The following is a 20,342-nucleotide window of genomic DNA, read 5'->3' on the forward strand; positions in this document are numbered from 1 at the left end:
CGAGCCCCGATCACCTACGAGATCACCGTCCACCCAACACCAACTACCCTGGCCCGAGCCGCATAGACGTGTTCAAACTCCGGGGTCAAGGCCCCAGCGCGATCACGCCCGTCGCGCGCGTCCACCGAACTCCGCGTGACCGACGTCCAACCCGGTGTCGATCACGTAGACGTGAACACCCTTGCCGGTGGCGGCAGTGGTGAGCTTCCCGTCGAGGGGGCGGGAGCGCTGGTCCAGGATGTCCAGGTTCCACGGCACGTGCCGGGTCACGGGAACCGCTGTGGTCCCCGCGAACCCGGACAGCGTCCCCACGGTGCCAGGAGCCGTCCGCGCCGAGCCGCCGGACGGCTCCCCGTCCCTGGAGCCTCCGCCGCTGCCGGCCTCACTGCCGCAGCCCGAGGCCCCGAGCACCGCCACCATCGCCGTCCCCGCAAGAACGGCCTTCGTCACGCTCCGCACCACAACGCCCCCCATGGCCCCGCTTCGTACACAGTCGGCGCACAAGACGGCCACAGGAGGCGGGCGGTTCCGGCACACGACGCGAGTGACTGGGGGACATGCTCGTCGACCTCACGCACGAACAGGACGGTGAACGGCTCAACGGTGTGTACGGCGGTGCTCCTGGCGGGGTCACCGCCGTGGTGCTGCACGGCGCAGGCACCAGCAGGACCGAGCGATTGCTGCCACTGGTAAGGGAGTTCGTGACCCACGGCTGTCGAACGGTCGCCTTCGACTTCTCCGGGCACGGCGAAAGCACCGGAGAACTGGCCGAGTCGAGCCTGCGCCGACGGTTCGAGCAGGCCGTGGCGGTGATCGACACGTACGCCGGGGCGGACGCGCCGCTCGTCCTGGTGGGGTTCGGCGAGACCATCAGGCAGCCGGACGGCCGGCGGCGGTCACCCGCACTTGAGGTGCTGCGGGCGTACAACGGCCGGGCGGTGCTCGCGGTGCCGGGCACGGACACGGTGATCCCTCCCGCGGTGACCGAGGCCGTACAGGAAGACCTCGACCGCCGCCTGGACCTGCTCGCCGGCGTCGTGGACTGGGTCGAGACCTCGTGGGGACCAGCGGACCTGGACGTGGCGCACTGCTCGACCGCGCTCGCGCTGCTGCACGGACCGGAGCACGGGCTGGGCTTCCGGGCACGGTACGAGGCACACGGCGGCCACGGTCTCGCCCACGGCCCCGATCACCTCTACTGGCGGCTGCTCGACGCCCTGCACTACTGCCCCGACACGACCAGACTGGCCGGCCCCTGGCACACCCTGGGCCGCGACGACCCGACGCCCCAGGTGCTGGAAGAACGACTGGAGACGTACGCGGACGGGCTGCCGCGGTGGTACGGGGCCGGGGCGGCGTGAGCTCGCCGGGCTCGCGGTCAGGCGACCAGGGACACCAGGCGAGCAGGCACACCGGGTGCGGATCACCGCTCCGGCCTGCCGATGCAGAGCAGCGCACCCGGCCGGGCGAGCGGCGGTCCGATCCGCTCGCCGGCAGGGTCCGTCTCGGGCGGCTCGCCGGACGCCGGCGCCGCCGCGGCCCGCGCGAGGCCGTCGGCGGCCAGGAGGGCTGGATCGATGTCGGGGGTCGGCCCGGACGGGTCGTGGCAGCGGCCGTCCGCCGTGAGGGCCACGGGTCGTTCGCGGCCGGGCGGGCCGATCCTCATCAGGCGCACGGGTCGGTTCCGTTCGTCAGGGGAGGGCGGGCAGCCGGGACTTCCACCCGGGCGAGGGCGTCGCTGCCGACCTCGTGCCGCAGCGGCAGCCCGGCCGCGAAGCGCTCGATCTCCGCGACGGCGGTGTCACCGAGGGCGTATCTGCCCTCGACGGTGGCCGCCGCCTGATGGGGCGTCAGCAGCACGTTGGGCAGGGAGCGCAACGGGTGGTCCACCGGCAGCGGTTCGGTGTCGTACACGTCCAGGGCCGCGTCGATCCGGCCGGTGCGCAATTCGGCGACCAGGGCGTTCTCGTCGACCAGCCAGGAGCGCGCGGTGTTGACCAGGCAGGCCCCGTCCGGGAGCAGGGCCAGTTCGCGCCGGCCCAGGAGATGCCGCGTCTCCGGCAGGGCGGGCGCGTGGACCGCCACCACGCGGCTGGTGGTGAGGAGTTCGTCCAGCGGCACCCGGCGCACCCCCAGCCGCTCCGCCTCCTCGTCGGTCAGCACCGGGTCGTACACGCCGACCCGGGCGCCCAGCGCGCGGACCAGGGCCAGGTAGGCGCGGCCGGTGCGCGAGGCGCCGATCACACCGACCGGACAGCCCCGGATCTCGTGCCGTGGCGGCGCCGACGACGCGGACTCCCAGTCCAGACCGGAGCGCAGGGCGTGGTCGAAACGGTGCGTCCGGTGCAGCAGGGCCAGCGTGAAGGCGAGCGCGACCTCCGCGACCGGACGGGCCATCGCCGCTCCGGCCTGCGTCACCCGCACCCCGCGGGCGAACAACTCCGGCCCCGCGTAAGGACTCACCGCGCCACCGGTGTGCGCCAGCAGCTCCAACGAGTCGGCATGGGAGAGCAGTCCGGCGTCGATGCGGGCGGTGCCCCAGGCGCTCACCAGGACGCGGGCGCCGGGCAGCGCGGCGGCCAGCGCGGACCGGTCGCCGTGCGCGTCGACCACGGTGACGTCGGCGACCGCCAGCAGCCGCTGCCAGGTCCCGGGCGCGAACAACTCGGCGCGCAGCGCGGGCGGCACCGCGACCACGGTACGGATCCCGGCGGCGGGCCCGGTGGCCGGGTCAGCGGAGCCAGTCATCGAGGTGCTCCGCCACGAACGCGTCGTCGGTGACCCAGGGGTGGGCCGCGCAGACCCGGGTCAGTTCCTCGGCCTGCCCCGGCGACAGCCGCTCCGCCGGGTCCAGGCACCAGGTGCCCGCCAACAGGCCCTGACGGCGCAGCACTTCGTGCACACCGGCGATGCAGCCGCGGAAGGCTCCGCGTACGTCGAAGACCGCCGCGTTGGCCTCGGTGAGCTGGGGCGCCCGGCGCAGCAGGTCCACGGTGAGCGCATGGTCCCCGGCGCGGGCCCGGCGGACCTCGTCGAGCAGCCGTACCGCCGTACGGGTCCAGACGGCCCACTGGCCGAGAAGGCCGCCCGCGAACCAGCGGAGTTCGCCGTCCGCGCGGTACGGGGTGAGCAGGTCGGTGAGGATCGCGTCGTCGTTCCCGGTGTACAGCGCGACCTCGCCGGCCCGGCCGGAGCGGGTCACCGCGTCGATCACCTCGGCCGTGCGGTACCGGTCGAACGGCGCCGTCTTGATCGCGGCCACGGACGGGATCTCCGCGAGCCGGGTCCAGAAGGACGGCGACAGATAGCGGCCGCCCACCGCCTCCTGGAGGTAGAAGCCGATGACGGGCAGGACCTCGCCGACCGCGCGGGCCCGGTCGAGCAGCCCGGCCTCGTCGGCGCCCGGCACCCGCGGGCTCAACAGCACCGCGTCATAGCCGAGTTCGGCCGCCAGCTCGGCCTCGGCGACGGCCTGCGCGGTGTAGCCGCAGGCGCCGGCCACCTGGACGACGGGCCGTCCGGCCTCCCGCCGTACGGTCTCGGAGGCCAGTTCCAGGACCGGGCGCAGGAGCCCCGCGTCGCGGATCTCGAACTGGGTGGTGTGCACGCCGACGGCCATGCCGCCGGCGCCGGACGCCAGGTAGTAGCGGGTCAGCGCGCGTTGCCGGCGCTCGTCCAGCCGGCGGCCGGCGTCCAGGGCCAGCGGGTGGGCGGGGATGACCGTGCCCTCGGCCAGCAGGGCGAGCGGCGCGGCGCCCGCGCCCGACGCGGGAGAGGCACCTGGCGGGGTCGGGGACGTCCGGGGCGGTGTGGGGGATGTCCCTGGCGGGGTCGGGGATGTCCGGGGCGGTGCGGGAGACGTCCCTGGCGGGGTCGGGGACGTCCCGGGCCGAGCGGCGGAGGATCCGGGGTGGGGCGCGGACTGGGGCACGTCGGTCAGAACCTTCCGTCGCGGACGTCGAACTTGGTGGGCTTGCCGGACAGCGGCAGTCCGTCCCGGATCCACCCCGCCTGCCAGGACACCAGGGTGGCCAGCGGCACCGCCGGATAGCCGAACTCCGCGTGGCAGAAGGAGGCGTCGGAGAGCAGGCCGGTGCCGGACTCCTCGCCGGAGAAGCGGGCGGCGGTGCCGAACTCGGCGGCGAAGCGGTGGCCGAGCCGTCGTACCGACGCGGTCTCCGGACCGGTGACGTTGACGGTGAACGGCTCGGCGGCGGCCCGGGTGAGCGAGCGCAGCGCCACCTCGTTGGCGTACCCCTGCCAGACGACGTTGACGTGACCGGTGGCGAGCGAGACCGGCGCGCCGTCGCGGACCGTGGTGGCGATGTCGGCGAGCACGCCGTAGCGCAGGTCGACCGCGTAGTTGAGGCGGATCAGCGCCAGCGGGGTGCCGGAGCGCCGGGCGTGGTGGGCGAGGACCCGCTCACGGCCCAGGCAGGACATGGCGTACTCGCCGACCGGTCCGGTCGGGTCGGACTCGACACTGCCCGCTTCCACGACGGAGACCAGCGGATAGACGTTGCCGGTGGAGAACGCGGCGATCCGCGAGTCGCGGTAGCGGCGGGCGATCCGGTCCGGCAGCGCCGCGTTGACCGCCCACGCGGTGGTGGGGTCGGCGGCCGAGCCGAACTTGGCGCCCACCATGAAGACCACGTTCCCTGCGTCCGGCAGCCCGGCGGGATCGTCCTCCATCAGGTCGAACGGCACCGTCTCCACGCCGTCCGCGGCCAGCGCCGCCGCGGCCTCCGGGTCCGACCAGCGGGAGACGGCGCGCACCGCCAGGTCGGTGCGGCCGGCCGCGTCCAGCGCGCGGCGGGCCAGCCGGCACAGGCTCGGGCCCATCTTGCCGCCGGCGCCGAGCACCAGCAGATCGCCGTCCAGCGTGGCGAGGTCCGCGACGAGCGCGGGGGACGGCGTGGCCAGCAGCGCCTCCAGGGCCGCGACGTCCTCGGGCCGCTTCGACGGCGCGTGCGCGGGCGCAGGTGTGGGCACGGGCGCTTGTGCGGGGGATGCGGGGTGCATGGGACTCCTCGGGGACCGGTACCGGGACCTGGGTCCGCGGCCCGGACGTTGTCGTAGGGGATTTGACGGGAGGGGAGGGGTCAGCCCTTGACGGCGGAGCCCATCACGCCCTCCGTGAAGTACCGCTGCCCGACCAGATAGGCGCTGAAGATCGGCACGAAGGCGACGACCGAACCGGCGAGGACCTGGTTGAGGGGCACCTGCTCCTGCTGGAGCGAGGCGATACCGACGGTGAGGGTGCGCATGTCGGTGCTCTGGCCGACGATCAGGGGCCACAGGAAGTCGTTCCAGTGCCACAGGAACACGAAGGTGCCCAGCGTGGCGAGGACCGGCTTGAGCAGCGGCAGGACCACGCGGAAGAAGATCTGCAGTTCGCCGCACCCGTCGAGCCGGGCCGCCTCGAAGATCTCGTCCGGCAGCCCCATGATGAACTGCCGCATCAGGAACACCGCTTGGGCGTTGGCGAGGGTGGGGACGATCAGGCCCCAGTAGGTGTCGACCCCGCTGAGCTTCGACAGGAGGATGAAGGTCGGGATCATGGTGACGTGGTAGGGCACCATCACCATCGACAGGAACGACCAGAACATGGTCTCCCGGCCGGGGAAGCGTTTCTTGGCGAACGCGTACCCGGCGAGCGAGGCCAGCAGCAGCACGCCGGCCACCGAGACCAGCGCGTAGACAAGGGTGTTGAAGAGCCAGCGGGGCACGTCCCGGGAGCCGAGCACCTCGGCGTAGGCGTCGGCGGTGAGGTGCCAGGGCAGCAGGCTGCCGGGCAGGTGGACGGCGCCCTCGGGGTGCAGCGAGAGCACCACCATCGCGTAGAACGGGAACAGGGTGGCCACCGCGGCGAGCGCCAGCAGCCCTCCGCGCAGCACGCGTCCGCCACGGCCGGTGCGCAGCCCGAACGGGACGGCGTCCTGGGCGCCGGCGGCCCGTCGCCGGGGGGCACGGGGTGCGGGACCGTGGGCGGGGCCGGCGGGGGCGTCGGCCTCGGCGTCCGGGGGCACGAGGGCCTCCTGGGTGACGGGTGCCATCTCACCTCTCCTTTCCGAGAACCAGCCGCTGCACCAGCGCCACCACGATGGTCAGCAGGAACAGCGCGCAGCCCAGCGCGCTGGCGTAGCCGAAGTCGAAGTACTTGAACCCGGCGTCGTACAGCTGGAACACCAGCGTGTAGCTGGCGTTGGCCGGGCCGCCGCCGGTCATCATGTAGACCGCGTCGAAGACCTGGAAGCTGTTGGTGGTCTCGATGACGGCGAGGAAGAAGAAGGCCGGCCGCAGCTGCGGTCCGACGATGTACCGGAACCGCTGCACCGGGCCCGCGCCGTCGACCAGCGCCGCCTCCTCCAGTTCGACGGGGAGTTCCTGGAGCTTGGCGAGCAGGATCAGCATGCCGTAGCCGCACCGGGACCAGACGCCGACCAGGGCGAGGGCCGGCAGCACCAGCACCGAGTCGCTCAGCCAGTTCCGCGACGGCAGCCCGAGGAAGCCCGTCACCGCCGACCAGGGGCCGTCGGTCGAGAAGATCCAGACGAAGACGGTGGAGGCGAGGACCAGGCTGGTGACGACCGGCAGGAAGAACACCGACCGCAGCAGCTTGCTGCCGCGGAAGGCCCGCCGGGTCAGCAGCGCCAGCCCCAGCGAGGCGGCGATGCCGAACGGGACGGCGAGGACCGTGTACACCACGGTCACCTTCAGCGACGACCAGAACAAGGGGTCGTCCCACAGTCGCCGGAAGTTGTCCAGGCCGGTGAAGTGGGTGACGGCGCCCGGGGTGTAGTCGGTGAAGGCGAGCGCCAGTCCGGCCACGGCGGGGCCGAACCGGAAGACGACGAACAGCAGCAGACAGGGCAGCACGAAGAGCAGCCCGACCCGCGCCTCGGCGCGGCGCAGCACCCCTCCTCGGGGCCGTTCGGTGCGGGGGTGTTCCGCGACAGCGGCCACGGGACCTCCTTGGGGTGTGGTGAAGGGGCGGGTGACGAAGGGGCGGGCGGTGGGCGGTCGGTGGCGGGCGGTCGGTGGCGGGCGGCACGGATCACGGGGAGGGTCCGTGCCGCCCGGGCCGGGGTGCGGATCAGCGCTTGCGGGCGATGATCTGGTCGGCGGCCTCGGCCGCCGTGTCCAGCGCGTCCTGCGGGCTCTCCTTGCCCAGCAGCGCCGACTGGAGCTCCGGTGCCAGCGCGCCCATCACGTCGCGGGCGGCGGTGTTGAGCGGGCCGACGTCGGCGGAGTCGAGCACCTTCTCCGTCGCCTGCTGGAGCGTGTTGCCGGGGTAGAGGTCGTCGCCGTCGGTACGGGCGCCGAAGTAGCCGCCCGGGGTGACCAGTCCGGCCGCGTGGTCCGGCTCGGCCACGAAGGAGATCCACTTGCCGGCCGCGTCGGTGTCCGCGCCCTTGAACATGGCGAGTGTGCCGACGGTGCCGTACGCCACGGACTTCTGCTCGCCGAGCGCCGAGCCCATCACGATGTTGTCCTCGCCCCAGTAACCCGCCACCTCCGCGGCGCTGTTCTGCCAGGTGCAGGCGACCTTCCCCTTGGCGAGGTCGGTCTGCTCGATCGACGGCGTCTTGGTGATCAGGTCCTTCGGCGTCCAGCCCTTGTCGACGAACTCCTTCAGCCAGGTCAGCGCGGTCACGCCGGCCTCGCTGTTGAACGCGGCCCGGGTGCCGTCCGAGCTGAAGACGTCGCCGCCCGCCTGCCACAGGAGCGGGTAGTACGTCATGTTGAGGGTGGCGGTGGTGTCCCCGCTGTACGTGATCGCGTAGTAGCCCTTCTTCTTCAACCTGGCCGCAAGGTCGCTCAGTTCGTCCCAGGTGGTGGGCACCGCGTCCGTGCCGACCGCGTCGAGGACCTTCTTGTTGCACAGCAGCGGGTACGCCGACATCAGCACCGGCGTGGCCATCGCCTTCCCGTCGACGGTCACCGCCTTCAGCGCGCTGTCCCGGTAGGCGGACCTGTCCTTCGCCGACATGTACTCGTCGGCCGGGGTGAGGTTGCGCCGGTAGGCGGCGAGCTGGTCGGGGATCAGGTACGCCACGTCCGGGCCCTTGCCGGCCGCGAGCGCGGTGGTCAGCTTGGTGTCGCGGTCGGCCCAGGGGTACGTCTCGACCTTGACGTCGATGTCCGGGTTGGCCTTCTCGAACGCCTTCACCAGGCCGTCCCAGTAGGCGGCGTTCTTCTTCTCGTCGCTGATCACCGGGTACACCCAGGTGGTGACGGAGGCCTTGCCGCCGGCCGACTCGCCGCCCGAGCCGCAGGCGGCGAGAGTGAAGACGGAGGCGACGGCGGTCGCGGCGGCGGTCAGCCGCGCGGTACGGATTCTCACGGGGACTCCTCGGATGAGGTGGGTTTCAGGGGATGGGCGTCCTCGGAGGGGGGCGAGGAGACGCGGTGAGACGGGGCGGGCCCGGTGGCGGTGGCCCGGACGGTGGGGGCGGGGCCGCGCCGTGCGGTCCCTGGGGAGAGGTGAGCCGGTCGGCCGTGCGGGGCCTTCGGGGAGGCGGAGGACGGCCGGGCCCCGGACCAGGACGGCCGGGCCCCGGACCCGGGGACCACGCGGGGCTCCTCGCGGGACTCCGCCGCCGGGGGAACCGTGCGGGGCGGCCCCCGGCGGCCGGGAGCGGGCGGCGCCCCCGCCCCGCTGAGCCGGGCGGCGCCCCCGCCCGGCTCAGCTGGACGGCACGGTCTCGACGGTGCCGCCGCGCCGGGACCGTTCGGCCGCGAACGCGGCCAGATGACTGCCGAGCGACTCGGCCGGACCGGAGCGGATGTGGCTCCGGTCCCCGGTCGCGAGGGCGGTGACGAACGCCTCGGTGAGCGCGGTGTCGCCGCCCCCGTGCCCGTCCGCGGCGTTGGAGCCGCTGGGCCCGGTGGTGCGCACCGTCACCGAGTCGTCGCGGAAGTCGTGGACCCACACCCGCTCACCGTCCCCGCGCAGCCAGCCGTGGCTGCCGAAGAGACGGGTCTGGCGGTGGGTCTGCTCGGTGAACGCGGACATGGTGAAGGTGGCGGTGAGCCCGCCCGACAGACGCATCGCGACGACCTGGTGGTCGACCACGTCGTTGTCGGAGCGGTAGACGCAGCGCCCGTACCTGCCGGTGCGCAGCGCCTCGGTCAGCGCCGCCTCGTCGTCCGGGCCGTGGGCCGCCGGGGTGACGTGCGAGACGGGCCAGCCGCCGCCGGTCTTCCGCAGGGCGGGGTAGTAGAGCTTGGGCGCCGAGTAGGGGCAGCTCCTTTCGACGGGGCAGGTCAGACAGTTGTCGGTGGAGCCGGCCGGGGCGTTCTCCGGCCGGAAGTGGGTCAGGCCGCCGAAGCTGGCCACGGTCTCGATCCGGCGGCCGGTCACGTACGCGATCCAGTCCAGGTCGTGGCTGGACTTGGCCAGGATCATCGGCGACGACAGGTCCTCCCGCCGCCAGGGGCCGCGTACGTAGCTGTGCGCGAAGTGCCACCAGCCGACCGGCTCCAGGTGCTCCACCCCGGTCAGGGTGCCGAGCACCCCGCTCGCCACCACCTCGCGCACCAGGTCGGTGTAGGGCGTGTACCGCAGCACGTGGCAGACCGCGAACGGCACGCCGGTCTCCGCCACCCCGGCCACCAGCGTGCGGCACTCCTGCTCGGTGGGCGCGAGCGGCTTCTCGGTCATGACGGCGTACCCGGCGCGGGCCAGGGCCAGCACCGGTTCCACGTGGTCGCGGTCCTGGGTCGCCACGATCACGCCGTCGGCCAGCCGGCCCTCCCGCTCGGTGGCGGCGACCAGCTCCCGCCAGCCGGTGAGGTGCCGATCGGCCCGGGACGCCGCCCGCGCCCCCTCGTCGGGGTCGGCCACGGCCGTCAGCACCGCCCGGTCCGGGTGCTGGTGGATCCAGCCGGCGTACGTCAGACCGCGGTTGCCGGCGCCGACGAGCGCGACGCGCACCGGGCGGCCGAGCGGCGCGGCGTCCGTCGCCGCCGCGGCGGAGGGAGTGTGGGGCATGATGTCGTCCAAGGTCGGAGCCGGAAGGGTTCTCGGTCACGGGTAACGGGATCGCCGCGGGCCACGGGGCCCGCCCACGGGTTCACAGGGGCGCCGGCGCGGAGATCGCGGCGCGGGCACGGAGATCGCGGCACGGGCACGGATGCCGTACGACGGCACGGGCGCCTGCGCCCGGTACCTTCGCCCCCGGTGCCTGCGTCCGGTACCTTCGCCCCCGGCGTCCTGCGCACGGCCCGCCGCAGTCGATTCAGAGCAGCAGGTTGCCCTCGGTGTGCCGCACCCGGTCGCCCTCGTCGGGCATCGCGGTGCGCTCGGTGCCGTCCTCCACGCAGCCGGTGTGCAGGAGATGGCTGCCCGAGCCGAAGGCGGCGGAGGTCAGTTCCAGCCGCCCGGAGCGGAAGGAGCAGCCGGTCGCCTGGTAGCGGTTGGGTCCGTCGGTGACCGCCAGGTGCGCGGTGGATCCGTCGGCGGCCTCGCTGACCAGCCCGTCCAGCTGCCAGGTGACGGTACGGTCGCCGCCGGTCCGGGCGAGCAGCACGGCCGCGGAGTTGGTGCCGGTGATCTTCGCACCGGAGCCGATCCGCAGGCGCTGGTCCTTGGCCGAGTTCAGCTTCAGCCCGGTGTCGGTGAGGACGCCGCCGCGGACGGTGACGTCGGTGTGGGCGACGGTGGTCGGGCCGGCCGTCGCGGAGCCGGTCAGCACGCAGTCCTCCAGGAGCAGGCGCCCGGTGCCGCTGAAGGCGCTGGAGTCGAGTCCTGTCAGCCGCACCCGCTGGAGGTGCAGCGGCGTGTCGACGTTCGCGGCGGTGACGGCGTACGTGTTGCCCTGGGTGAACCCGGAGTCGGCGATCACGTTGGGCCGCTTGGAGCGGGCCGAGGCCTGGCTGATCACCAGTGGTCCGGAGGCCGTGCAGCCGCGGATCTGCACCCCGTCGGCGTTGACCCACAGCATGCCGGAGCCGGCCTGGGCGTTGCCGATGACGTGCATGTCCTCCAGCGTCAGGTCGGTGACCTTGACCCGGGCCACGAACCAGGAGCAGATGTGCTTGCGCACGGTGATCCGCTTGGCGGCGGAGCCCCAGGCGGCACCGGAGTTGGCGAAGGTCATCAGCCCGGAGTTGCCGGTGTAGACGAGGTCGTGCTCGAACTGGCCGTGGGTGACGAACGGGCCCTGGTCGTCGCCGTCGCCGTGGCAGTTGGTGACGTAGCCGTAGGCGGAGGCCGTCCAGTCGTTCAGGTGGCGGGAGTTGGCGACGTGGCAGTCCTCGACGTGGCCGTACAGGCAGTAGATCTGCTGGGTCAGGTAGCCGGCTCCGCCCCAGGTCACCGAGGCCGGGTTCTTCAACTGGCACTGGTAGGTGTGGAAGTAGGTGCACCAGCGGCGCATCACCACCGGCCAGAAGGTGCCGGTCGCGTCGATGCCGGAGACGTCGCAGGAGACGGCGTACTCGTACGCCACCGGGTGCGAGCCGGTGTAGGTGTCGCCGTCGGCGACGCCCTGGAACACCATGTTGCGCACGTGGGCGCGGTGCACGGGGTTCACCTTGGTCCAGGTGAAGGTGCGGCCCGCGGCGAGATCCCAGCCGATCTTGTAGTTGACGCGGATGTGGGTGGCGTCGACCAGCTGGGTGACCTGGACGAGCTTCTGCACCTCCTTCTCGTAGGTGCCGCCGCCCGAGGCCGCGTCGATCACCACCGCCCACCACTGGCCCACCGCGAAGGCCCCGGAGTCGGGGACCTCGAAGACGTCGGCGAGATCGGGCATGGCGGCGGACAGTTTCGACTTCACCACCGTGTCGGTGACCTCGCCGCGGAAGTACAGCACCGCGCCGAACGGGTTGTCGTAGCTGTTCTTCTCGATGCCCTCGGTGGAGACCCGGTGGCCGCCGAAGTCGAGTTCGATCCGGGACCGGCCGAAGGTGTGCCGTTTGGTGAACAGCAGGTCGGTGTGGGCCTCGACCCGGTGCACCGAGTCGTCGGCGACCATCGCGTCGAGCGCGGCGTCGGCGGGCGCGGAGTCGTCGAAGAGCCCGAACCGGCGGAAGTCCATGACGCCGTCGTGGACCTGGAGCCAGCGTCCCTTGGCCTTGGCGTGCTCGGGGGCGAGGACCGTGCCGCCGTTGTGGGCGGCGGCCGAGGACGCCGACCAGCGCACCAGCATGCCGCCGCCGTCACCGGGCTTGTGGTAGCCGGCCACCACGGCGAGCGCCCCGTCGGACAGGGAGGCGGTCTTCAGGGCCCGCAGCGCGGCGACGGCGTCCACCGCACGGATGTCGTCGGCGCCTGCGGAGGAGGCGGACGCGGCGGCCGTTCCGGTGGCCGTGACGGCGGCGATCAGGCCGGTCACGCCGCCCGCCCGGAGCAGGGCGCGGCGGGCCGGCGACGGACCGGTGCCGGCCGTACTGCCGGCGTCGGCGGGGGAGGGAAGCGGGCGGGGACAGGACTCGTCGCGGGAGCGGGACGTGTCACGGGGACGGGGGGAAGTGCTCACGGGACCTCAAGCCTTCATCCGAGGGCGATGGGTGAGGGATCCCGCGATGACGTCGAACGGGCCGGAGAGGGGGACCGGACCCGCTCCCGCACGGTGGTGGGTGCCGTGCGTCGGGCGGATGGCTGGGTGCGGTCGTGGGGGAGCGCGCCCCGGGGCAGGGGGACGGCGACCGGTGTGCGAGTGGACTGAACCACTGCGCTGTCCGAGGAAGTTAAGCGGTCCGTAAAGCGCCGTCAAGACATGCGACCGGCGAACAGGGCGCCGGAAACCGGGATTTAACCGGAATCCGGCGCCCTGTCGCCCCGGTCTCAGCCGTTCCGCTCGGCGGTGACCTGCGCCGACTCGGTCTCGGACACCTCCGCGCCCAGCTCTCTGCTGATCTCGGCGGCGGCGGACCGGACTTGGCGGCCCAGCTCCTGGAACCGCCAGCCGGGCAGGCCGAGTTTGAGGCCGGTCACGCTGATCGCGCCCACGGAGCGCCCGGCGTGGTCGCGCACCACGCTGCCGATGCAGAAGATCCCGTCGGCGTCCTCCTCGTCGTCCAGCGCGTAGCCGGCCGCGCGCACGTCGCGCAGGTGGGCGAAGAGGGTCTCCTCGTCGGTGATGGTCCGTGAGGTGCGGCGGGGCAGTCCGGCCCGGGCGATCAGGGCATGTGCCTCCTCGGGTGTCATGGCGGCGAGCAGGGCCTTGCCCAGGCCGGAGCAGTGCGCCAGCTCCCGGGTGCCCATCCGCAGGTCGAGCCGGGGGCCGCTGTCCAGGTCGACCTGGTCGATGACGACCGCGTGCCCGCTCTCCAGCACCGCGACCCGGGAGGCCAGCCCGCACTCCGCGCTCAGCCGGCGCAGCACCGGGCGGGCCACGTCGCGCAACGACACCTGTTCCTGGGCGCGTTCGCCGAGCCGGGCCAGGCCCATGCCCAGCCGGTAGCGCCGGTTCATGCCCTCGCCCTCGTCCGCCACCAGGCCGTAATGGCGCAGGGTCTGGAGGATCCCGAAGGCGGCGCTCTTGGAGATCCCGCAGCGGACCCCGATCTCGGTGACGCTCAGCCCCTGGCCGGGGGCGCCGACGGCGAGGACCTGGAGGATCTCGGCCGCGCGGCCGACCGTCTTGACCCAGTACTTCGGCTGGTGAGGGGCCTCGTCGGCGAGGCCCTCACCCTCATTGTTCTGCATAGCCGAACAGCGTATCCGCTAACGACCCTTGACGTGTCCGGTTCCCGAGATCTACGATCCTCACTGTTTTGCTATTCAGAACAGTGTTTTGAAAAACGCAGTTCGGCTGGTCCGACTGCGAACCACCTGCGATGACTGCCGGGCGGATGGCGTCCGGGGACCAGCGGCCGGGCAGGGCCGCCTCCCCCACACCCGCACTCAACGCAAGGAGCAGCGAATGACGCTCGCCGAGCGCGCCCGCCGGGTCATCCCCGGAGGGGTCAACAGCGGCCAGCGCAGCATCCCCGGACTCACCGACCTGGTGATCACCCGCACCGAGGGCTCCCGCTTCTGGGACGCCGAGGGCCGGGAGTTCACCGACTACCACGCCGCCTTCGGCCCCCCGCTCCTCGGCCACAACGACCCCGACGTGGCCGCGGCCGTCGCCGCGGCCCGCTCCTCCCTCTCCCTCACCGGCGTCGCCGTCACCGAGGGCGAGGTCCACCTCGCCGAACAACTCGTCGAACTGGTGCCCTCGATGGAGAAGGTGCTGCTCACCAGCACCGGCAGCGAGGCCACCTTCCACGCCCTGCGGCTGGCCCGCGCGGTCACCGGCCGCCGCCTGGTCGTCAAGTTCCAGGGCTGCTACCACGGCTGGCACGACTCCGTCAGCCTCAACGTCATCTCCGCCCCCGACCGCGTCGGCCGCCCCGACCCCACCTCCACCGGCATCCTCCCGGAGGTGCTGGAGGCCACCCTGGTCCTGCGGTTCAACGACACCGAGGGCGTCCGCCGCGCCTTCGCCGAGCACGGCGACGACATCGCCGCCGTCATCCTGGAGCCGATCCCGCACAACGTCGGCGCCCTGCTGCCCACCGACGACTTCCTGCGCACCCTGCGCGCCGAGTGCACCCGGGCCGGCAGCGTCCTGGTCTTCGACGAGGTCATCACCGGCTTCCGGCACGCCCTCGGCGGCTACCAGGAGATCTCCGGCGTCACCCCCGACCTCACCACCCTCGGCAAGGCCATCGCCAACGGGGCCCCGGTCGGCGCCCTCGGCGGCCGCGCCGACCTCATGGACCGCTTCAGCTCCCGCCCCGGCGGCCCGGTCTTCTTCGCCGGCACCTACAACGGCCACCCCGACGTGGTCGCCGCCGCCCTCGCCACCCTGCGCAAACTCCGCGAGGAACCCGTCCACGAGCACGTGTACCGCCTCGGCGACCGCGTCCGCGACGGGCTCACCGGCCTCTACCGCGACCTCGGCGTCCCCGCCGTCGTCACCGGCTTCGGCTCCGTCTTCGTCACCTACTTCATGTCCGGCCCCCAGCCGCGCAGTTACGACGACCTGCTCGCCAACGACGCCGCCCGCTTCATCGGCTACCGCCGCCACCTGGTCGAACAGGGCGTCTTCGAGCTGCCGTTGAACCTCAAGCGCAGCCACCTCTCCTACGCGCACACCGACGCCGACGTAGACCGGCTCCTGGAGGCCACGGCCGTCGCCGTCCGCCAGGTCCTCGCCGACGGCGGCACCGACGACCTGGAGCACACCTCGACCATGGGCGGAGCGCTGCGCTGATGCTGACCGTCGACACCCGACGCCCGGCCGGACCGGCGGGCCGCATCACCCGAGTGGAGACCCTCGCCCTGGGCACCGCCTGGCGCGACTTCGGATACGTCCGCCTCCACACCGACCAGGGCCTCACCGGAGTCGGCGAGATCACCCACCCCTACCGGGTAGCCGAGACCTGCGCCCTCACCGAGGCGATGGGCCGCCGCCACCTCATCGGCGCCGATCCCTTCGACGTCGAGGAGATCTGGCTGCGCATGTACCAGGGCGACTTCCTGCGCGGCGGCGACATCGGCGGGATCGTCGTCTCCGGCGTCGACCAGGCCCTGCACGACCTGATGGGCAAGGCCCTCGGCGTCCCCGTCTACCGCCTCACCGGTGGTGCCACCCGCGACCGGGTCCGGGTCTACGCCAACGGCTGGTACACCGGCGAGCGTGAGCCCGAGGTGTTCGCCGCCAAGGCCAAGGCCACCGTCGCCAAGGGCTACACCGGCCTCAAGGTCGACCCGTTCGGCGCCGGACTGCACGAACTCGACCGCTTCGAACTGCGCCGTTCCCTCGCGCTGGTCCAGGCCGTCCGCGAGGCCGTCGGCCCCGACGTCGACCTCTACATCGAGGGCCACGCCCGGTTCGCCATGGCCACCGCCCGACGGCTGGTCCACGAACTCGCCCCGTTCGACATCGGCTGGTTCGAGGAACCCCTGCCCTGGACCCACATCGAGCGCTACGCCGAGCTGCGCGCCATCGCGCCCTTCCCGCTCTCCGGCGGCGAGCACTTCCACAACCGGTACGAGTACAAGCCGCTGTTCGCCGCCAACGCGGTCGACATCGTCCAGCCCGACCTCTCCATGGCCGGCGGCTTCACCGAACTCCGCAAGATCGCCGCCCAGGCCGACGCGCACGGCATGACCGTCGCCCCGCACAACTCCAACTCCCCGCTGTGCACGACCGCCTCGGTCCACGCGGCGCTGGGACTGACCAACTTCACCGTCCTGGAGACCTTCGACGGCCTGCTGGAGCCCTACGTCTTCGACGCCGTCAGGGGCGCCCTCCCGGTCGAGGACGGACACATCGCCCTCCCCGAACGCCCCGGCCTCGGCATCGAACTCGTCGACGAGGTCTTCGCCGAGCACCCGCCCACCCACCGCTTCTGGAACATGTTCGCCGAGGGCTGGGAGAAGAGGAACCGCACATGAGCACGGCCACGGCGGGCCCCGTCGTCGACGTCCACTCGCACCTCTTCAGGCACAGCCACGACTTCGACGACACCTTCCGCGCCGAGTCCGCCCGCGCCCACGCCGGCGAGGTCGACCTGACCGTCCGCTGGGAGGACTACGCGGCCACCGCCCCGCCGGGCACCCGCACCGTCGTGGTCGGCGGCAAGGCCCGGCGCAGCGGACTCTGGGTGGACGACACGGCCGTCGCCGCGTACGTCGCACAGCACCCCGACCACCTCATCGGCTACCTGGCCCTCGACCCCACCCAGCCCGGCTGGCAGGACGAACTCCGCCACGGACACCAGGAACTGGGCCTGCGCGGCATCAAACTGATGCCGATGTACGCCGGGTTCGACCCGGCCGCCGAGGAGTACGACGAGCTGTACGCCTACGCCGAACGGCACGCCCTGCCCCTGCTGGTGCACACCGGGACCACCTTCGTCTCCCAGGCCCGCCTGGAGTACGCGATGCCCCGTCACCTGGACGAGGTCGCCATCCGCCACCCCGAACTGCGCATGGTGCTCGCCCACATGGGCCACCCCTTCGAGGGCGAGTGCATCGCCGTCATCCGCAAGCACCGGCACGTCTACGCCGACATCAGCGCCCTGCACTACCGGCCGTTCCAGCTCTGGCACACCCTCCGCCTGGTCCAGGACTACGGAGTGTGGGACAAGCTGCTCTTCGGCAGCGACTACCCGTTCACCACCGTGGACGACTCCGTCGAAGGACTGCGCCGGATCGCCGCGATCCCCGGCATCCCGGGCCTGGACCCCCTCGACAAGGACGCCGTCGAAGCCCTCGTCCACCGGCCCTCCCTGGGCCTGCTCGGCCTCGACTGACCCCCGCACCCACGCACGACAGGAGCCGCCATGGCCTCGGACCGCTTCGACCTGACCGGACGCACCGCCCTGGTCACCGGCGCGGCCCGCGGCCTCGGCCGGGCCTTCGCCACCGCCCTCGCCGAAGCCGGCGCCGACCTGGTCCTCACCGACCTGCCCGGCAGTCCCGACCTCGCCGAGACGGCCGCCCGGATCGAGGCCCTGGGCCGCACCGCGCACGTCCTGCCCCAGGACCTGAGCGACACCGGCGCCCTGCACGCCTTCGCCGACCGCGTCCGCGCCACCGCCGGCCCCCTGCACATCCTCGTCAACAACGCCGGCACGGCCGCCCTGGAACGCTTCAACGAGATCACCCCGGAGAGCTGGTACCGGGTCATGCGGGTCAACCTCGACGCCGTCTTCTTCCTCACCCAGCGCATCGCCGAGCACATGATCGCCGACCGGGTGCCCGGCCGGATCATCGGCATCACCTCCAAGAACGCCCTCGTCGCCGAGGCCGGCCTGGCCCACTACAACGCCTCCAAGGCCGCGGTCGACCTGCTCACCCAGACCCTCGCGGTCGAACTCGCCCCGCACGGCATCACCGTGAACAGCATCGCCCCCGGCATGGTCGCCACCCCCATCGACGACGAGTTCCCCTTCGACCGCGAGGCGTTCGAGGCCGCCTACCGCGAGCGCATCCCGCTCGGCCGGTACGCCGAACCCGAGGAGTGCGCCGGCGCCCTGCTGCTGCTCGCCTCCGACGCGGGCGCCTACCTCACCGGCACCCGCCTCGTCGTGGACGGCGGCGTCCTCGCCGACCAGATGCCCCGCACCCGCTTCATGCCGCCCTACCGCCCCACCCTCCCCGTCGACCCCGCCGGCCGGCCCGCCCCCTGACAGGAAGGCACCCCTCCCGCGATGAGACCCGACCCCGCCATCGGGCGGCGCCTGATCGGCGCCGGAGGCCTGGGCGCCGCCCTCGCCGTACTCGCCGCCCCCGGCACCGCCACCGCCGACCCCCGCACACCCGACCCCCGCACCCCCGGCAGCATCACCGCCGACACCGTCGCCGACCTCCTCGCCCTGCCCTCGCGCTCCCGCACCGACGGCGAACTCGCCCTGGTCGCCGGGTACCACGCGCCCGGCGACGGCGGCGGCACGGCCCTGCGCTGGACCGCCCGCTCCACCGCCGCCGCCAACGGAGGCACCGTCCTGCGCCCCGAGGACCGCCCCGCGCAGGGCCGCTGGCTCCAACTCCACTACGGCGTGGCCGACTTCCGCCGCTTCGGCCACTTCGACGCCGAACACCCCGCCGACGACGCGCTCGACGCACTGCTCGCCGACGCCACCGTGCACCGCATCGAGGCCCACACCGACCTGCTCTTCCGCCGCCGCCACCAGGTCACCCGCTCCCGGCTCACCCTCGACTTCGGCGGCCACACCGTGCACACCGGCGGCATGGAGAGGAACACCCACGACAACCCGTTCGGCGCGCTCCTGTACTGCGCCGGCACCGTGACCGACACCGTCGTGACGTACGACCTGCCCGAGAAGGTCATCGAGCTGACCGACAGCTTCCCCGTCCCCGACTCCCGCGCCTTCGCCGTCGGCCAGTGGTGGGCGCTGCGCGGCGACGAGGTCGAGGGCGGCGGCGCCGACGAGCGCGAGCTGCAGAAACTGGTCGAGATCACCGAGATCGTGGACGCCACCCACGTCCGGGTGAACTACCTCAACGGCTGGGAACTCGCCGCCGGCCGCACCCTCACCTGGACCAGGGTCCGCCCCGTCGAGCAGGTCCACGTCCGCGACCTGGTGTTCCTCGGCGCCGGCCAGGACACCGGCGCGACCGACGACGAGTACAGCGGCTCCCACCCGGTCGCCTACGAGTACGCCGTCGACTGCGACGTCTCCGGCATCCACGCCACCGGCACCTTCTGGCCGGTGATCATGCGCCGCTGGTGCACCCGCTTCCGCACCGAGCACTGCTCGCTCAAGAACCCGCCCACCGTCTTCTACGGCGGCGCGGGCTACCTCACCCAGCAGATCTACTGTCTCTACGGCCGCGTCGCCGACTGCGTCACCAGCAACGTCCGCCACCTCAACGACCTGACCGCGTCCGCGTACTGCACGGTCGTCAACTGCCACGGCGACGGCGACGACGCGGGCGGCAACCCGTTCACCACCCACGGCCAGTACGAGCACGACCTGCTCTTCGAGGGCAACTCCGGCCTGATGGACATCGCCAACTCCGGTGCGCAGTGGGGGATCTCCGCCAAGCGCATCACGGTCCGGGACCACGTCTGCTCCTGGTTCACCGCCAACACGAAGATCACCGACCTGACGCTGGAGAACGTCAGGGTGATCGCGCGCCCCGCCTTCGACCCCGACGGCACCCTCGTCGTCAACGCCGACGGCGCCCAACTCAAGGGCTGCACCGCCAAGTTCTTCGCCGTCGCCCAGCGCTCCGCCCGTTCCTCGCGCCCCACCACGATCACGGACTGCTCCTTCGCCCTGCCCGCAGGCAGCGTCCTGGTGCAGACCCCGGTCACCGGCGCGGTCCACTTCGTGCGCACCACGCTCTCCGGCCTGGACGGCAACATCCTGCGCGGCCCCGGCGCGGTCACCTTCACCGCCTGCACCCTCACCGGAGCCGACGGCGGCACGGGAGCGCCGCTCCAGGTGGGCTCCGCCGAGGTCCGCGTCGACGGCGGCACCCTCACCGACACCGGCATCGCCCTCACCGCCGTACGCGATCAGCGCGTCAGCGTCGGCGGCGGCGCCCGCCTCACCGGTACCAACTCCGCCCGCGCCCTCCTCGCCCGGGCCGCCGGCACCGCCACCGTCGTCTGGGACCTCGACGGCGTCCGCGCCGACGCCCCCGACGGCACCGCCCACCTGCGGATCACCGGTGGCACCAACCACTACACCGCCGTCGGCGCCCGCCTGACCGGCGGCACCCTCGACCTGCGCCCGGACGCCTTCACCGGCGACTCCACCCTCCTGCACACCGGCTGCACCGAACGCGCCGTCACCCGTTCCGACTGGCCCGCCCCCGGCGAACGCGTCCACGACGACGGCAACCTGCTCGTCTGACACCG

At 72.9% G+C, this 20,342-nt stretch carries 17 protein-coding genes; 6 read left to right on the forward strand and 11 right to left on the reverse strand.

From position 1 onward, the window contains the following. Window positions 1-102: 102 nt before the first annotated feature. Window positions 103-450 carry a hypothetical protein gene (locus ACZ619_RS43340; RefSeq protein WP_469611473.1) on the reverse strand — a complete coding sequence of 116 codons (348 nt, stop codon included), beginning with the start codon at window positions 448-450 and terminating at the stop codon, window positions 103-105. A gap of 107 nt (window positions 451-557) precedes the next feature. On the opposite strand from ACZ619_RS43340, the gene ACZ619_RS43345 reads away from it, so the two are divergent. Further along, complete coding sequence (locus ACZ619_RS43345) at window positions 558-1,361, forward strand: alpha/beta fold hydrolase (RefSeq protein WP_469611474.1); 804 nt, start codon at window positions 558-560, stop codon at window positions 1,359-1,361. 62 nt (window positions 1,362-1,423) lie between these two features. Here ACZ619_RS43345 and ACZ619_RS43350 read toward each other — a convergent pair whose 3' ends face one another. The 10 genes from ACZ619_RS43350 to ACZ619_RS43395 form a co-directional block, all read right to left on the reverse strand. Then, window positions 1,424-1,675 carry a hypothetical protein gene (locus ACZ619_RS43350; RefSeq protein WP_469611475.1) on the reverse strand — a complete coding sequence of 84 codons (252 nt, stop codon included), beginning with the start codon at window positions 1,673-1,675 and terminating at the stop codon, window positions 1,424-1,426. Continuing rightward, window positions 1,666-2,748, reverse strand: coding sequence for a hydroxyacid dehydrogenase (locus tag ACZ619_RS43355; RefSeq protein WP_469611476.1), 1,083 nt, complete (start codon window positions 2,746-2,748; stop codon window positions 1,666-1,668). The genes ACZ619_RS43350 and ACZ619_RS43355 overlap by 10 nt, the downstream gene beginning before the upstream one ends. Then, entirely contained in the window at window positions 2,732-3,739 is a 1,008-nt protein-coding gene (locus tag ACZ619_RS43360; RefSeq protein WP_469611512.1) for a dihydrodipicolinate synthase family protein, read from the reverse strand. Before ACZ619_RS43360 ends, ACZ619_RS43355 begins: the two co-directional genes overlap by 17 nt. Window positions 3,740-3,936: 197 nt before the next feature. Then, on the reverse strand, window positions 3,937-5,022 hold the full coding sequence (locus tag ACZ619_RS43365) for an NAD-dependent epimerase/dehydratase family protein (RefSeq protein WP_469611477.1): 1,086 nt from the start codon (window positions 5,020-5,022) through the stop codon (window positions 3,937-3,939). 80 nt (window positions 5,023-5,102) lie between these two features. Further along, window positions 5,103-6,056, reverse strand: coding sequence for a carbohydrate ABC transporter permease (locus ACZ619_RS43370; RefSeq protein WP_469611478.1), 954 nt, complete (start codon window positions 6,054-6,056; stop codon window positions 5,103-5,105). A gap of 1 nt (window position 6,057) precedes the next feature. Beyond that, window positions 6,058-6,966, reverse strand: a complete 909-nt coding sequence (locus ACZ619_RS43375; protein WP_469611479.1) for a carbohydrate ABC transporter permease — start codon at window positions 6,964-6,966, stop codon at window positions 6,058-6,060. A gap of 130 nt (window positions 6,967-7,096) precedes the next feature. Then, window positions 7,097-8,347, reverse strand: a complete 1,251-nt coding sequence (locus ACZ619_RS43380) for an extracellular solute-binding protein (protein WP_469611480.1) — start codon at window positions 8,345-8,347, stop codon at window positions 7,097-7,099. Between the two features lie 342 nt (window positions 8,348-8,689). Continuing rightward, window positions 8,690-9,997, reverse strand: coding sequence for a Gfo/Idh/MocA family protein (locus ACZ619_RS43385; RefSeq protein ID WP_469611481.1), 1,308 nt, complete (start codon window positions 9,995-9,997; stop codon window positions 8,690-8,692). A 247-nt stretch (window positions 9,998-10,244) separates the two neighbouring features. After that, window positions 10,245-12,047, reverse strand: a complete 1,803-nt coding sequence (locus tag ACZ619_RS43390) for a peptidase C14 (RefSeq protein WP_469611513.1) — start codon at window positions 12,045-12,047, stop codon at window positions 10,245-10,247. A gap of 749 nt (window positions 12,048-12,796) precedes the next feature. Next, on the reverse strand, window positions 12,797-13,660 hold the full coding sequence (locus tag ACZ619_RS43395) for an IclR family transcriptional regulator (RefSeq protein ID WP_469611482.1): 864 nt from the start codon (window positions 13,658-13,660) through the stop codon (window positions 12,797-12,799). A gap of 217 nt (window positions 13,661-13,877) precedes the next feature. Here ACZ619_RS43395 and ACZ619_RS43400 point away from each other — a divergent pair, with 217 nt between their 5' ends. From ACZ619_RS43400 to ACZ619_RS43420, 5 genes are read left to right on the forward strand one after another with little or no spacing between them, the layout of a single operon-like run. Then, window positions 13,878-15,215: an aspartate aminotransferase family protein gene (locus tag ACZ619_RS43400; protein WP_469611483.1), complete on the forward strand. Its 1,338-nt coding sequence runs from the start codon at window positions 13,878-13,880 to the stop codon at window positions 15,213-15,215. Continuing rightward, window positions 15,215-16,402 (forward strand): mandelate racemase/muconate lactonizing enzyme family protein, encoded by a 1,188-nt coding sequence (locus ACZ619_RS43405; protein WP_469611484.1) that lies wholly within the window; start codon window positions 15,215-15,217, stop codon window positions 16,400-16,402. The genes ACZ619_RS43400 and ACZ619_RS43405 overlap by 1 nt, the downstream gene beginning before the upstream one ends. Beyond that, complete coding sequence (locus tag ACZ619_RS43410; RefSeq protein ID WP_469611485.1) at window positions 16,399-17,262, forward strand: amidohydrolase family protein; 864 nt, start codon at window positions 16,399-16,401, stop codon at window positions 17,260-17,262. Before ACZ619_RS43405 ends, ACZ619_RS43410 begins: the two co-directional genes overlap by 4 nt. Before the next feature lie 30 nt (window positions 17,263-17,292). Next, window positions 17,293-18,141, forward strand: a complete 849-nt coding sequence (locus ACZ619_RS43415) for an SDR family NAD(P)-dependent oxidoreductase (protein WP_469611486.1) — start codon at window positions 17,293-17,295, stop codon at window positions 18,139-18,141. Window positions 18,142-18,162: 21 nt separating this feature from the next. Next, on the forward strand, window positions 18,163-20,337 hold the full coding sequence (locus ACZ619_RS43420; RefSeq protein WP_469611487.1) for a peptidase C14: 2,175 nt from the start codon (window positions 18,163-18,165) through the stop codon (window positions 20,335-20,337). The last annotated feature ends 5 nt before the right edge of the window (window positions 20,338-20,342 follow it).

It is taken from the genome of Streptomyces sp. NPDC104367 (assembly GCF_055583825.1).

Bases quoted from the DNA above. Each gene is read 5' to 3' on its own strand.
- ACZ619_RS43405 (WP_469611484.1), top strand. From the start codon at position 15,215: ATGCTGACCGTCGACACCCGACGCCCGGCCGGACCGGCGGGCCGCATC.
- ACZ619_RS43410 (WP_469611485.1), top strand. From the start codon at position 16,399: ATGAGCACGGCCACGGCGGGCCCCGTCGTCGACGTCCACTCGCACCTC.
- ACZ619_RS43395 (WP_469611482.1), bottom strand. From the start codon at position 13,660: ATGCAGAACAATGAGGGTGAGGGCCTCGCCGACGAGGCCCCTCACCAG.
- ACZ619_RS43385 (WP_469611481.1), bottom strand. From the start codon at position 9,997: ATGCCCCACACTCCCTCCGCCGCGGCGGCGACGGACGCCGCGCCGCTC.
- ACZ619_RS43400 (WP_469611483.1), top strand. From the start codon at position 13,878: ATGACGCTCGCCGAGCGCGCCCGCCGGGTCATCCCCGGAGGGGTCAAC.
- ACZ619_RS43370 (WP_469611478.1), bottom strand. From the start codon at position 6,056: ATGGCACCCGTCACCCAGGAGGCCCTCGTGCCCCCGGACGCCGAGGCC.
- ACZ619_RS43365 (WP_469611477.1), bottom strand. From the start codon at position 5,022: ATGCACCCCGCATCCCCCGCACAAGCGCCCGTGCCCACACCTGCGCCC.
- ACZ619_RS43345 (WP_469611474.1), top strand. From the start codon at position 558: ATGCTCGTCGACCTCACGCACGAACAGGACGGTGAACGGCTCAACGGT.
- ACZ619_RS43415 (WP_469611486.1), top strand. From the start codon at position 17,293: ATGGCCTCGGACCGCTTCGACCTGACCGGACGCACCGCCCTGGTCACC.
- ACZ619_RS43420 (WP_469611487.1), top strand. From the start codon at position 18,163: ATGAGACCCGACCCCGCCATCGGGCGGCGCCTGATCGGCGCCGGAGGC.
- ACZ619_RS43355 (WP_469611476.1), bottom strand. From the start codon at position 2,748: ATGACTGGCTCCGCTGACCCGGCCACCGGGCCCGCCGCCGGGATCCGT.
- ACZ619_RS43390 (WP_469611513.1), bottom strand. From the start codon at position 12,047: ATGGACTTCCGCCGGTTCGGGCTCTTCGACGACTCCGCGCCCGCCGAC.